This window comes from Spongiactinospora gelatinilytica (genome assembly GCF_003236385.1).
In the GTDB taxonomy this organism is placed as follows: Bacteria; Actinomycetota; Actinomycetes; order Streptosporangiales; family Streptosporangiaceae; genus Spongiactinospora; species Spongiactinospora gelatinilytica.
Genome location: NZ_POUA01000030.1, coordinates 1 through 13,615, shown reverse-complemented (window position 1 = coordinate 13,615; position 13,615 = coordinate 1). Strand labels below are relative to the sequence as shown.

The window sequence follows — 13,615 nt, the reverse complement described above, 5'->3', positions numbered from 1 at the left end:
TGGTCGTGGAGCGGACGACGGGAATCGAACCCGCGTAGCCAGTTTGGAAGACTGGGGCTCTACCATTGAGCTACGTCCGCGCGAGCCGGTCGTTGTCTGGTCTAGACTTCATCCGGTCGTCAGGGCGTAAGCGTACCGGAGTTCCGGAAGGCTTGCGCACCGGGCGTCGCGGGGCGTGGCGCAGCTTGGCAGCGCGTCTGGTTTGGGACCAGAAGGTCGTGGGTTCAAATCCCGCCGCCCCGACGGGGCCGCCGTTATCGGCGGCCGGTCTCCTCGTGGCTGAACAGCGCCCACACGGCCTTGCCGCCGCTGTCGAGGTGGTTCCAGCCCCAGTCGCGGCTGTAGGTCTGCACGATGTAGAGGCCGCGGCCGTTCTCGGAGACGAAGTCGGGCTCCTTGGGCACCGGGATCTTGTCGCTCGGGTCGCAGACCGCGAGGACGACGTGCCGGCTGATCCTGACCAGTGTCAGCGTGATCTGCCCGCCGGCGAACTGGTCGGGGTAGAGGGCGTAGCGCACCGCGTTGGTGACGAGTTCGGAGACCACCAGGGCCGCGTCGTCGCCGAGGTCGCCGAATCCCCAGGTGCCCAGCGTCGTCCTGGTCACGTCGCGGGCGAGCTTGACCGAGTCGGCCTGGGGGGACAGCGGGGTGGTGGTCGTCTCGCTGGAGGGGAAGTGCAGCAGGTCCGGAAATCTGACCCAGTGGTGGATCCGTAGACAGTCGGCAGTGGACGTCGGCTGCTCCACCATGCTGCCGTTACCTCCCGCTGTCCCTCGCGAAGATGGGTACCACTACCGCGTTATATGGCTAAGTGCCCTCTTTAGCGCACTATGCACTAGGCCATCATGGGACACCTGATCGCTAGCTGCAAGACCCAAATGCACGTGCAGGTGCATTGTGCAAGCGCATGGGCGGCTACTTGCCGGTACTTGGATAAGCTTGCGAATCGGACACGGGGTTGAGACCTTGCCATAGGCCCGGGAAGTAGTGACACTGTGTGCGCTGGTGCAACGTGACAGGAGGGTGTCGTGACGCACACACAGCCGGGAGCAGGACCCACGGCTCTGCGTATCCTCCTGGGCTCGCAGCTTCGTCGGCTTCGCGAGGCAAAGGGGATATCCAGGGAGGAAGCGGGCCACCTGATCCGCGGCTCAGAGTCCAAGATCAGCCGGATGGAGCTGGGCCGGGTCGGCTTCAAGGAGCGTGACGTCTCCGACCTTCTGACCTTCTACGGGGTCGAGGACGAAGGCGCCCGCCGTCCCGTCATGGACCTGGTGCTCCGGGCCAACGAGCCGGGTTGGTGGCACCGGTACAACGACCTGCTGCCGTCGTGGTTCCAGGCGTACGTCGGGCTGGAGGAGGCCGCCTCCCGCATCCGCACCTACGAGGTCCAGTTCATCCCCGGCCTGCTCCAGACCAAGGAGTACGCCCGCGCCGTGATCACCGCCGGAGCCGCCACGATCGGCCCGCACGAGATCGCCAGGCGGGTCGACCTGCGGATGGAGCGCCAGCGGGTGCTGGAGACCGACGGCGGGCCGTTCTTCTGGGCGGTGATCGACGAGGCCGCGCTGCGCCGCCCGATCGGCGGGGCGGACGTCATGCGGGCGCAGCTCGAGCACCTGCTGGAGCTGATGCGCCAGCCCAACATCACGATCCAGGTCATGCCGTTCAGCTTCGGCGGGCACAGCGCCGAGGGCGGCGCGTTCAGCGTGCTGCGCTTCGCCGACTCCGAACTACCCGACGTGGTCTACGTCGAGCAACTCGCCAGCGCCCTGTACCTCGACAAGCGCGAGGACGTCGACCGTTACAGCGAGGTCATGGAGCGACTGTGCGCGGTCAGCACCACGCCCGAGGAGACCGTGGAGATCCTCGTTAAGGTCATGAAGGAGATCTGACTGCCGCGCCGTCGCCCATCGCCGCATATCTGCCCTAGACTGGCCTGCGGCGCTGGACATCGCCACGCTGGAGCATGTCCGCAAGCGACAGGGTCCGCGAGGTGACCGACGACAGCGCCGCTCATGTGGGCGCGGCGCGCGAGCTTGCCGCGGTAGCCGTAGAGCGGGAGGGGAGAGCCGAGCCGGAAGCGGCGGGTCGTCCGCGGCCCGGTCGTCAGGCGGGGAGGCCGAACCGACCGACAAAGCACGACTTGACGCGCCCGCGATCACTCGAAGCTTGACCAAGGAGACCACCCCGTGAAGACCGCTGTCGAGGAGCTCAGCCCCACCAGGGTGAAGCTCACCGTCGAGGTGCCGTTCGAGGAGCTCGGCGAAAGCATGCAGGCGGCGTACAAGAAGGTCGCGCAGCAGGTGCGCGTGCCCGGCTTCCGCCCCGGCAAGGTCCCTGCCCGCATCATCGAGCAGCGCTTCGGCCGCGCTGTCGTGCTGGAGGAGACCCTCAACGACGCGGTTCCCAAGCTGTACGGCCAGGCTGTGGACGAGAGCGACATCTTCCCGGTCAGCCAGCCGGAGATCGAGGTCACCAAGATCGAGGACGGCGAGCAGGTCGAGTTCACCGCCGAGGTCGACGTCCGGCCCAAGTTCGAGGTCCCCGACTACTCCGACATCGAGGTCACGGTCCCCTCCGCCGAGGTGACCGACGCCGACATCGACGAGCAGCTCGACGGCCTGCGCCAGCGTTTCGCCACCCTCACCGGTGTGGAGCGCCCGGCCGCCGCCGGCGACTACGTCGTGATGGACCTCGCCGCCGCCGTCGACGGCCAGAACATCGAAGAGCAGCAGGCCAGCGAGGTGTCCTACGAGGTGGGCGCCGGTTCGGTGCTGCAGGGCCTGGACGACGCGCTGCTGGGCATGTCGGCCGGTGACCAGAAGGTCTTCACCTCCACTCTGGTCGGCGGCGAAAACGCCGGCGAGGAGGCCGAGATCACGGTCTCGGTGAAGTCGGTCAAGGAGAAGGTGCTGCCCGAGCTGGACGACGAGTTCGCCCAGCTGGCCAGCGAGTTCGACACGCTCGACGAGCTGCGCGAGAGCCTGAGCGGCCAGATCCGCCACAACAAGCTCATCGACCAGGTGGCCCAGACCCGCCAGAAGGCGCTGGACGCGCTGCTCGACCGGGTGGAGATCCCGCTCCCTGACAGCGCCCTGAACACCGAGATCGACGCGCGCAAGCACAACCTCCAGCACCAGATCTCCGACAGCGGGCTGAGCAAGGAGGCGTTCTACCGCCTCTACCAGACCACCGAGGACGAGCGCTTCAAGGAGTTCGAGGAGGCCTCGGCCAAGGCACTGCGGACCGGCTTCGTGCTCGACAAGATCGCCAGGGCGGAAGAGCTCGGCGTCTCCGAGGCGGAGCTGACCAACTTCGTGGTCCGCCGGGCGAGCGAGATGGGCGTCGCGCCCAACGCGCTGGCCAAGCACCTGGCCGACAACGACCAGCTCACGCTGGCCATGGTGGAGATCGTCCGGGACAAGGCCAGGGCCGTCGTCGGCGACGCCGTCACGGTGACGGACGAGGCGGGCAATTCGGTCGACCTCAAGGCCATCTACCGCGAGGTCGGCGGCCCGACGGAGGACGACGCCGAAGGCGCGGAAGCGGCGGAGGCCGTGGAGACCACCGACGGCGACGAATCCACCGAGGCCAAGCCCTCCGCCGAGTAGCGCGTCCCGGCCGCCGCTCGCGGCCGCCCGTCGCTCAGGCTTTCGGTCGGCTCGGCCGTGTACTCGGCACAGCGCCGGTCATGACGACCGGCGGTGTGCTGGGCCGCGCCGGTGCCTGGTGCCGCGGCGTGCGACGGGCTTGAGCCCGCGCGGCGACGATCGCGAGGGCCCGTTGTCGCGTCGGCTGCGCCGCACGGGGCGGGCTCGGCGGGCGTGGTCAGGTCCAGGTACGGCGGGGCGCCGTCGAGTACCCGCGCCCTCGCGTGGGAGCGGACCGGCGGGCCTATGCCCGTGTGGCTCCCCGTCGGCCGGCCGCCCCGGGCCGTTGCCGTAGTTGCCCAGCGGTCGGCCGTGGTCCATGTGGCTCCCTGGAGGCCCGCCGGTCGGGGTGCTGCTGTACTACCGGCGGTGTGGCCCCACGGGCAGAGGACCGGTCGGCCGGGGGTCGCTGTCGTTCAAGGGGTTCGTACGCCCCCGGATCGTGGTTCGCGGTCCGGGGGCGTATGCGTTTCGTCGGTGTACGAGGCCATTCCGGGGGTTTTAAGGTCTTTAATGACTTTTGTGGGGAATGTGGCCTTGGCAATGGAGGGATGGATCGCGCTGACGAGGTGATGTCGCGGTGAGCGGCGAGGTGTTCGTCATCGGCGTCGTTCTCGCGGTCGCGCTGGTGGCGGCGCGCCTGCTCGGGCGGACGCTCGGGGTTCCCGAGGCGATCGTGCTGGTCGCGCTGGGCGGGGCGGCCAGCTTCCTGCCCGGGGCCACCGCGGTCGATGTGCCGCCCGACGCCGTCCTGTACTTCTTCCTCCCGCCGCTCGTCTACCACGCCGCCTTCGTCACCGCCCCCAGGGAGGCGAAGGAGGACGCGGTCCCCATCGGGGTGCTGGCCTTCGGGCTCACTCTCGTCACCGCGCTGTCGGTGATGGCCGCCGCGCTGCTGGTCGTACCCGGTCTGACCTGGCCGCAGGCGCTGGCGCTCGGCGCGGCGGTGGCGCCGACCGACCCCGTCGCGGCGACCTCCACGCTGCAGAAGCTCGGCGCGCCGCGCCGGCTGGTGACCATCCTGGAGGGCGAGAGCCTGGTCAACGACGGGGTGGCGCTGACGCTGTTCGGCCTGGCCCTGGCCGCGATGGCCCACCCGGTCACAGCGGGCGAGACCGCGCTGCTGCTGGTCAAGGTGGTGCTCGGCGGCGTCGGGTACGGCCTGGCGCTGGCCTGGGCGATCGGCAGGCTGCGTCCCCTCATCAAGGACGGCGGCGGCCAGATCGTGCTGTCCCTGGTCACCCCGTTCCTGGCGTACTTCCCGGCCGAGCACTTCGGGTTCTCCGGCGTGCTGGCCACCATCGTGACGGGCTTCATGCTCGGAATCCGCGGCCCTGGCGTGCTCCAGCCCGCCTCACGCCTGTCCGGACGGGTGTTCTGGGATGTTCTGGTGTTCTTGCTGGAGTCCGCGCTGTTCGTCCTGCTCGGACTGCAGATCCACAAGGTCTTCGACGGCGTGGCCGGGCAGCCCGCCGGGCGGCTGGCGCTGGCGGCGGTGCTGGTCATCGCCGTGGTGGTCACGGTACGGCAGGCATGGACCTGGCTGGTGTTCCCGCTGGCCAGGTACCTGCCCACCCGCCCGCTGGACTTCGAGCACCTGGGACCGCGCGATCGGCTGCTGATGGGCTGGGCGGGGATGCGCGGCGCGATCACCCTGGCCATCGCCCTGTCGATTCCGCTCACCGCTGAACACCGCGCTCTGCTGCTGTTCCTGGCCGCGGTCGTCGTCCTGGCGACCCTCGTCGTCCAGGCGTCCACGATCGGGCCGCTGATGCGCCTGCTCGGCCTCCAGGAGGGCCGGACGGCCGTGGTCGAGGAGGCCACGGCCAGGGAGGCCCTGCTGGAGGTGGCGATGTCCGAGCTGGACCGGCTGGCCGCCGACCAGAAGATCGACGATCAGACGGCCGATGTTTTCCGGCAACTTTTCGAACTTCGGCTGGACCGGGTGCGCGCCCTGCTCGACCAGGACGGCGACGGACCGGACGCGGACCGCGCGTCACCTGCGTCGGCCACGCCCGGCCGCGGGCTGCGGCGGGAGCTCATCACCGCACAGCGGTCGAAACTCCACGAACTGTACGCCAGCGGCACAATCGGCGCGGACACCCTGCGCCGAATCGGCCACGAGCTGGACCTTGAGGACCGCCGTGGTGGCACACCCGCGCCGTGACGCGGCCTGGCGCGCGTCTACCTGCGCCGACAGCGAACAGCATCACGGAGGCGGCATGTCCGGTGCGTGGCGCGCGTTAGGGTCACAAGCAAAGCCAATCGATATACGACGCATCGGAAGGTGACGCTGTGACCAGCCCGCCGACCCTCTATCAGCCGGCCGGTTTCGAGCCCGAGTCCAGGAACCAACCCAACGGATCCTTCCGTCTCGAAGACCAGCTCTACCAGCGCCTGCTGCGTGAGCGCATCATCGTGCTGGGCTCCCAGGTCAACGATGAGATCGCCAACCGGATCTGTGCGGAGTTGCTGCTGCTCGCGGCCGACGACCCGGACCGCGACATCTACCTTTACATCAACTCCCCCGGCGGCTCGGTGACCGCCGGCATGGCGATTTACGACATGATGGAGTATGTGCCTAACAACGTGTGCACGGTGGCCATGGGGCTGGCGGCCTCCATGGGCCAGTTCCTGCTGTGCGCCGGGGCACACGGCAAGCGGTACGCACTGCCGCACGCCCGCATCATGATGCACCAGCCGTCCGGCGGGATCGGCGGCACCGCCGCGGACATCGCCATCCAGGCCGAGCAGATGCTCTACGTCAAGAAGACGCTGGCCGAGCGGATCGCCTCGCACACCGGCCAGCCGCTGGAGCAGATCGAAAAGGACTCCGACCGCGACCGCTGGTTCACCGCGGACGAGGCGAAGGACTACGGCTTCATCGACCAGGTCGTGCGCAGCGCACGGCAGGTGCCTTCGTCGGGTGCCGTCTCCTGAAAGGGCAAAAGGTGAGTGAGTTGATCCGGCCGGGAGACATCAACGGCCGCTACATCATCCCTTCGTTCGTCGAACGCACGACGTACGGCGTCAAGGAGATGAACCCTTACAACAAGCTCTTCGAGGACCGCATCATCTTCCTCGGAGTGCAGATCGACGACGCGTCGGCCAACGACGTCATGGCTCAGTTGCTGACGCTGGAGTCACTCGATCCCGACCGTGACATCAGCATCTACATCAACTCGCCCGGCGGGTCGTTCACCGCGATGACGGCGATCTACGACACGATGCAGTTCGTCAGGCCGGAGATCCAGACGGTCTGCCTCGGCCAGGCGGCCTCGGCGGCGGCGGTGCTGCTCGCGGGCGGCACGCCCGGCAAGCGCTTCGCGCTGCCCAACGCCCGCGTGCTGATCCACCAGCCCTCCACCGAGGGCGGCGGCCAGGGCAGTGACATCGAGATCCAGGCGCGGGAGATCCTGCGGATGCGCAGCCTCCTGGAGGAGATCGTGGCCAGGCACACGGGTAAGTCGCCCGAAGACGTCCGGCACGACATCGAGCGCGACAAGATTCTCAGCGCCGACGAGGCCAAGGCGTACGGGCTGGTGGACGACATCATCCCAACGCGGAAGAAGCAGGCCAAGGCCATCGCTTCCTGACGCGTCGTGTGCACCGGAACGGTGCCCAATTGGGCACCTTCCGGTGCGACTCGCCGCCAGGGGGCTCACTGAGGGCCAGGAAGACGGTAACGTCGAAACCTGAGCGGGATGACTTTTCGCACCCGGTATCCGCCCGGGGCGAAAGAAACGGACCAGGCAGCAGAACGGTCCCACGCAAAGGAGTATCTGGGGTGGCACGCATCGGCGACGGTGGAGACCTGCTGAAGTGCTCGTTCTGCGGGAAGAGCCAGAAGCAGGTCAAGAAGCTCATCGCCGGACCCGGCGTCTACATCTGCGATGAGTGCATCGATCTCTGCAACGAGATCATCGAGGAGGAGCTGTCCGAGTCCTCCGAGCTCAAGTGGGACAACCTGCCCAAGCCGCGGGAGATCTACGAGTTCCTCGACGCCTACGTCATCGGCCAGGACAAGGCCAAGAAGGCGCTCTCGGTGGCGGTCTACAACCACTACAAGCGGGTGCAGTCCGGCGAGCGGGGCCGTGACGACGGCGTCGAGCTGTCCAAGTCCAACATCCTGCTCCTCGGCCCGACCGGTTCCGGCAAGACGCTGCTGGCCCAGACCCTGGCCAAGATGCTCAACGTGCCGTTCGCCATCGCCGACGCGACCGCGCTGACCGAGGCCGGTTACGTCGGTGAAGACGTCGAGAACATCCTGCTCAAGCTGATCCAGGCGGCCGACTATGACGTCAAGAAGGCCGAGACCGGGATCATCTACATCGACGAGGTCGACAAGATCGCCCGCAAGAGCGAGAACCCGTCGATCACCCGGGATGTCTCCGGTGAGGGCGTGCAGCAGGCGCTGCTGAAGATCTTGGAGGGCACCACCGCCTCGGTGCCGCCACAGGGCGGGCGCAAGCACCCGCACCAGGAATTCATCCAGATCGACACCACCAACGTGCTGTTCATCTGCGGCGGGGCGTTCGCCGGCCTGGAGAAGATCATCGAGTCGCGGGTCGGCAAGAAGGGCATCGGCTTCAACGCCATCCTGCACTCCAAGGACGACATCGACTCCGCCGACATCTTCGGCGATGTGATGCCGGAAGACCTGCTGAAGTTCGGCATGATCCCCGAGTTCGTGGGCCGGTTGCCGATCATCACCAGCGTCCACAACCTCGACCGCGACGCGCTCATCCAGATCCTCACCGAGCCGCGCAACGCGCTGGTCAAGCAGTACCGCAGGCTCTTCGAGCTGGACAACGTCGACCTGGAGTTCGGTGACGACGCTCTGGAGGCCATCGCCGACCAGGCGATCCTGCGCGGCACCGGAGCCCGCGGGCTGCGGGCCATCCTGGAGGAGGTGCTGCTCTCGGTGATGTACGAGGTGCCCAGCCGGCAGGACGTCGCCCGCGTGATCATCGACCGGGCCTCCGTGCTCGAGCACGTCAACCCCACCCTCGTCCCGCGCGACCAGCTCCAGGCCAAGCAGCAGCGCGCCCCCCGGGAGAAGTCCGCCTGACCCCGGCGAGGTCCCTAGAATGTGAGACCGTGACGACGCCGACACCAGAGCCGACAGCCGAGCTGCCCAGCCAGTACACGCCCGCCCAGGTCGAGACCCGTAGCTACGAGCGCTGGGTATCCGCGGGATACTTCACCGCCGACCCGGGCAGCGAGCGGGAGCCGTTCAGCATCGTGCTGCCGCCGCCCAACGTCACGGGCTCGCTGCACATCGGCCACGCGCTGGACCACTCGATCCAGGACGCGCTGGCCCGCCGCGCCCGGATGTCCGGCGCGGAGACCCTGTGGCTCCCCGGCATGGACCATGCGGGCATCGCCACCCAGAACGTCGTGGAGCGCGAGATCGCCAAGGACGGCGTCTCCCGCCACGACCTCGGGCGCGAGGCGTTCGTCGAGCGCGTGTGGCGGTGGAAGGACGAGTCCGGCGGCAAGATCCTCGGCCAGATGACCAAGCTCGGCGACAGCGTCGACTGGTCGCGCGAGCGGTTCACCATGGACGAGAACCTCTCCCGCGCCGTCCAGACGATCTTCAAGAGCCTGTTCGACGACGGCCTGATCTACCGCGCCGAGCGCATCATCAACTGGTGCCCGCGCTGCCTGACCGCCCTGTCCGACATCGAGGTCGAGCACACCGAGGACGAGGGTGAGCTGATCTCCATCCGGTACGGCAGCGGCGACGACGCCATCGTGGTCGCCACCACCCGCGCCGAGACGATGCTCGGCGACACCGCCGTCGCCGTCCACCCGGCCGACGAGCGCTACGGCCATCTGATCGGCCGTGAGGTCGAACTGCCGCTCACCGGGCGCATGATCCCGATCGTGGCCGACGAGCACGTCGATCCGGCCTTCGGCACCGGCGCGGTGAAGGTGACCCCCGCGCACGACCCCAACGACTTCGAGATCGGCCGCCGGCACTCGCTGCCGTCCATCGCGGTGATGGACGAGCGCGGCGTGATCACCGCACACGGCCCGTTCGAGGGCCTGGACCGCTTCGAGGCCAGGCCCGCCGTCGTCGCCGCGCTGCGCGCCGAAGGCCGCATCGTCGCCGAGAAGCGCCCCTACCTGCACTCCGTCGGGCACTGCTCGCGCTGCAAGACGGTGGTCGAGCCACGGCTGTCGCTGCAGTGGTTCGTCAACGTCGGCCCGCTCGCCAAGGCCGCGGGCGACGCCGTGCGCGACGGCCGTACCCGCATCCACCCGCCGGAGATGGCCAAGCGCTACTTCGACTGGGTCGACGACATGCACGACTGGTGCATCTCCCGGCAACTGTGGTGGGGGCACCGCATCCCGGTCTGGTACGGCCCGGCGGGCGAGGTCGTGTGCGTCGGCCCCGACGAGGAGCCGCCCGCCGGTCACGTCCAGGACCCTGACGTACTGGACACCTGGTTCTCTTCGGGCCTTTGGCCCTTCTCCACCCTGGGCTGGCCCGCCAAGACGCCCGAACTGGCCAAGTTCTATCCCACCTCCGTGCTCGTCACCGGCTACGACATCCTGTTCTTCTGGGTGGCGCGGATGATGATGCTCGGCCTGTACGCCATGGACGGCCGCCCGCCGTTCCACGTGGTCGCGCTGCACGGCATGGTCCGCGACCAGTACGGCAAGAAGATGTCCAAGTCCTTCGGCAACGTCGTCGACCCGCTCGACTGGATCGACCGCTACGGGGCCGACGCCACCCGCTTCACGCTGCTGCGCGGCGCCAACCCCGGCGCCGATGTGGCGATCAGCGAGGAGTGGGCGGCCGGATCGCGCAACTTCTGCAACAAGATCTGGAACGCGGCCCGGTTCGCGCTGATGAACGGCGTGGCCGTCGGCGACCTGCCCGCCGACCTCACGGCGGCCGACCGCTGGATCCTGTCCCGGCTCCAGGGCGTCATCTCCTCGGTGGACACGGCGCTGGCGGAGTTCGAGTTCGCCAAGGCGTGCGACCTGCTCTACCACTTCGCGTGGGACGAGGTCTGCGACTGGTACGTCGAGCTGGCCAAGATCCAGATCTCCTCCGGCCGCACGGGCACCCGGCAGGTGCTCGGGCACGTCTTCGACGCGCTGCTACGGCTGCTGCACCCGCTGGTGCCGTTCGTGACCGAGGAGCTGTGGCGGGCGCTGACCGGCCGCGAGTCCATCGTGATCGCACAGTGGCCGGTGGCCGACTCCCGTTTCGACGATCCGGCGGCCGAGGCCGAGATCGCCCAGCTTCAGGATCTGGTGACCGAGGTCCGCCGCTTCCGCAGCGACCAGGGCCTCAAGCCCGGCCAGCGGGTGGCCGCCCGGCTGTCCCTGACCGGCGGCCCTCTGGAGGCGCACGAGCCGGCGATCCGCACTCTCCTGCGCCTGGACCCGCCGGAGGACACCTTCACCCCGACGGCCCGCCTCGCGGTCGGTGCCGTGACGGTCGAACTCGACACCGCCGGCGCCATCGACGTCGCGGCGGAACGCAAGCGCCTGGAGAAGGACCTCGCGGCCGCCCGCAAGGAGGCCGCCCAGACGGCGGGCAAACTGGGCAACGAGCAGTTCATGGCCAAGGCCCCCGACGACGTCGTGACCAACGTCCGCGCCCGCGCGGCCAAGGCCGTCGACGACATCGCCCGGCTGGAGGCCCAGCTCAGCGCGCTCCCTGCGGCGCACGGCTGAGCGGTCGTCGTCAGGGTGAGCCGTACGGCCGGGGCGCGGCTCGTACGGCTCATCCGGTCCCGGTTTAGCGACCGCCAACCACGGGTAGACCAGAGTGTTACCGGAAGGTGCGCAGGAGCGGCCGCGCGGGGTGATACAGTCTTTCTCGCAGCGCTCCTCGGCGCTGAACACCTCTGATTGCTCCGGTAGGACGAAGACGCACGGATTTGGTGCGGGTCGGACAGCCTGGTAAGTTAGAGGGGTTGCCCTGGAGACGGGGCGAACAGAATGAGGAATAGGCTTCAAGCCCCGAAGGGCTGGATCGGTTCGGCTGGTCTGGTTCGACGGTGTACGCGCCCGTTTCTTGAGAACTCAACAGTGTGCTAAAAGCCAGTGCATGTACAACATGTATGACCCCGTCACCCCGCCTTTTGGGCCGGGGTGGTGGATTCCTTTGAACGAGACACCGTTCATCATCCTTTAGCCGGGTGGGTGTCTCGCGCAGGATTAGTGGTTCTTCAAGCATTGTTTGGAGAGTTTGATCCTGGCTCAGGACGAACGCTGGCGGCGTGCTTAACACATGCAAGTCGAGCGGAAAGGCCCTTCGGGGTACTCGAGCGGCGAACGGGTGAGTAACACGTGAGCAACCTGCCCCTGACTTCGGGATAAGCCTGGGAAACCGGGTCTAATACCGGGTACGACCCGCGCCTGCATGGGTGTGGGTGGAAAGATTTCTCGGTCGGGGATGGGCTCGCGGCCTATCAGCTTGTTGGTGGGGTAGTGGCCTACCAAGGCGACGACGGGTAGCCGGCCTGAGAGGGCGACCGGCCACACTGGGACTGAGACACGGCCCAGACTCCTACGGGAGGCAGCAGTGGGGAATATTGCGCAATGGGCGGAAGCCTGACGCAGCGACGCCGCGTGGGGGATGACGGCCTTCGGGTTGTAAACCTCTTTCGGCAGGGACGAAGATGACGTGTACCTGTTAAAGAAGTGCCGGCTAACTACGTGCCAGCAGCCGCGGTAATACGTAGGGCGCGAGCGTTGTCCGGAATTATTGGGCGTAAAGAGCTCGTAGGTGGCCGGTCGCGTCTGCCGTGAAAGCCCATGGCTTAACCATGGGTCTGCGGTGGATACGGGCCGGCTAGAGGTAGGCAGGGGCAAGCGGAATTCCTGGTGTAGCGGTGAAATGCGCAGATATCAGGAGGAACACCGGTGGCGAAGGCGGCTTGCTGGGCCTTGCCTGACGCTGAGGAGCGAAAGCGTGGGGAGCGAACAGGATTAGATACCCTGGTAGTCCACGCTGTAAACGTTGGGCGCTAGGTGTGGGGTCCTTCCACGGATTCCGTGCCGTAGCTAACGCATTAAGCGCCCCGCCTGGGGAGTACGGCCGCAAGGCTAAAACTCAAAGGAATTGACGGGGGCCCGCACAAGCGGCGGAGCATGTTGCTTAATTCGACGCAACGCGAAGAACCTTACCAAGGTTTGACATCGCCCGGACGCTCGCAGAGATGTGGGTTTCCTTTGGACCGGGTGACAGGTGGTGCATGGCTGTCGTCAGCTCGTGTCGTGAGATGTTGGGTTAAGTCCCGCAACGAGCGCAACCCTTGTTCCATGTTGCCAGTGAGCGCTTCCTTTCGGGGGCGGCTTGGGGACTCATGGGAGACTGCCGGGGTCAACTCGGAGGAAGGTGGGGACGACGTCAAGTCATCATGCCCCTTATGTCTTGGGCTGCAAACATGCTACAATGGTCGGTACAGAGGGCTGCCAAGCCGTGAGGCGGAGCGAATCCCTAAAAGCCGATCTCAGTTCGGATTGGGGTCTGCAACTCGACCCCATGAAGTCGGAGTCGCTAGTAATCGCAGATCAGCAACGCTGCGGTGAATACGTTCCCGGGCCTTGTACACACCGCCCGTCACGTCACGAAAGTCGGCAACACCCGAAGCCCGTGGCCCAACCACCTTGTGTGGGGGGAGCGGTCGAAGGTGGGGCCGGCGATTGGGACGAAGTCGTAACAAGGTAGCCGTACCGGAAGGTGCGGCTGGATCACCTCCTTTCTAAGGAGCATCACGACCGGCCCCGTATCAGGGAGCGGATGCCACGGCGCTCACGCGCCGGCGTACCCGACCCCCAGGGGGTTCGGTCCAATGTCGGGATCGAGACCGATCGTGTCTCGCCCGGCGGCTCGTTAGTGGAGCACTGGCTATTCGGTTCGGCGTTGGTCGCCTGCCGGTCGGTACCGCCCGTACCCCTCTCAAGGGGTGGGGGAGTGGGAAGGCCGTTCG

Annotated in this window: 8 protein-coding genes, 2 tRNA genes and 1 rRNA gene; 9 read left to right on the top strand and 2 right to left on the bottom strand. The window is 67.4% G+C overall.

The features are described from left to right. Window positions 1-6: 6 nt before the first annotated feature. Window positions 7-80: transfer RNA gene (locus tag C1I98_RS06395), tRNA-Gly, on the bottom strand. 89 nt (window positions 81-169) lie between these two features. On the opposite strand from C1I98_RS06395, the gene C1I98_RS06390 reads away from it, so the two are divergent. Then, window positions 170-243 (top strand) — tRNA-Pro (locus C1I98_RS06390). Window positions 244-254: 11 nt separating this feature from the next. Here the strand turns inward: C1I98_RS06390 and C1I98_RS06385 are convergent. After that, window positions 255-749, bottom strand: coding sequence for an ATP-binding protein (locus tag C1I98_RS06385; protein ID WP_111166143.1), 495 nt, complete (start codon window positions 747-749; stop codon window positions 255-257). Between the two features lie 279 nt (window positions 750-1,028). Here C1I98_RS06385 and C1I98_RS06380 point away from each other — a divergent pair, with 279 nt between their 5' ends. From C1I98_RS06380 to C1I98_RS06345, 8 genes are all read left to right on the top strand, one after another. Further along, entirely contained in the window at window positions 1,029-1,895 is an 867-nt protein-coding gene (locus C1I98_RS06380; protein ID WP_111166142.1) for a Sco1979 family transcriptional regulator, read from the top strand. A 297-nt stretch (window positions 1,896-2,192) separates the two neighbouring features. Continuing rightward, a complete protein-coding gene (gene tig, locus C1I98_RS06375; protein ID WP_111166141.1) occupies window positions 2,193-3,614 on the top strand; it encodes a trigger factor in 1,422 nt (473 codons plus the stop codon). Window positions 3,615-4,233: 619 nt separating this feature from the next. Next, window positions 4,234-5,820 (top strand): Na+/H+ antiporter, encoded by a 1,587-nt coding sequence (locus tag C1I98_RS06370; protein ID WP_111166140.1) that lies wholly within the window; start codon window positions 4,234-4,236, stop codon window positions 5,818-5,820. A gap of 128 nt (window positions 5,821-5,948) precedes the next feature. Continuing rightward, window positions 5,949-6,593, top strand: a complete 645-nt coding sequence (locus tag C1I98_RS06365; RefSeq protein WP_111166139.1) for a ClpP family protease — start codon at window positions 5,949-5,951, stop codon at window positions 6,591-6,593. Between the two features lie 11 nt (window positions 6,594-6,604). Continuing rightward, complete coding sequence (locus C1I98_RS06360; RefSeq protein ID WP_111166138.1) at window positions 6,605-7,249, top strand: ATP-dependent Clp protease proteolytic subunit; 645 nt, start codon at window positions 6,605-6,607, stop codon at window positions 7,247-7,249. 191 nt (window positions 7,250-7,440) lie between these two features. Beyond that, window positions 7,441-8,724, top strand: a complete 1,284-nt coding sequence (clpX, locus tag C1I98_RS06355) for an ATP-dependent Clp protease ATP-binding subunit ClpX (RefSeq protein ID WP_111166137.1) — start codon at window positions 7,441-7,443, stop codon at window positions 8,722-8,724. Between the two features lie 29 nt (window positions 8,725-8,753). Next, window positions 8,754-11,351 (top strand): valine--tRNA ligase, encoded by a 2,598-nt coding sequence (locus C1I98_RS06350; protein ID WP_111166136.1) that lies wholly within the window; start codon window positions 8,754-8,756, stop codon window positions 11,349-11,351. 505 nt (window positions 11,352-11,856) lie between these two features. Then, window positions 11,857-13,387, top strand: a 16S ribosomal RNA gene (locus tag C1I98_RS06345). Window positions 13,388-13,615: the final 228 nt, after the last annotated feature.

Bases quoted from the DNA above. Each gene is read 5' to 3' on its own strand.
- C1I98_RS06385 (WP_111166143.1), bottom strand. From the start codon at position 749: ATGGTGGAGCAGCCGACGTCCACTGCCGACTGTCTACGGATCCACCAC.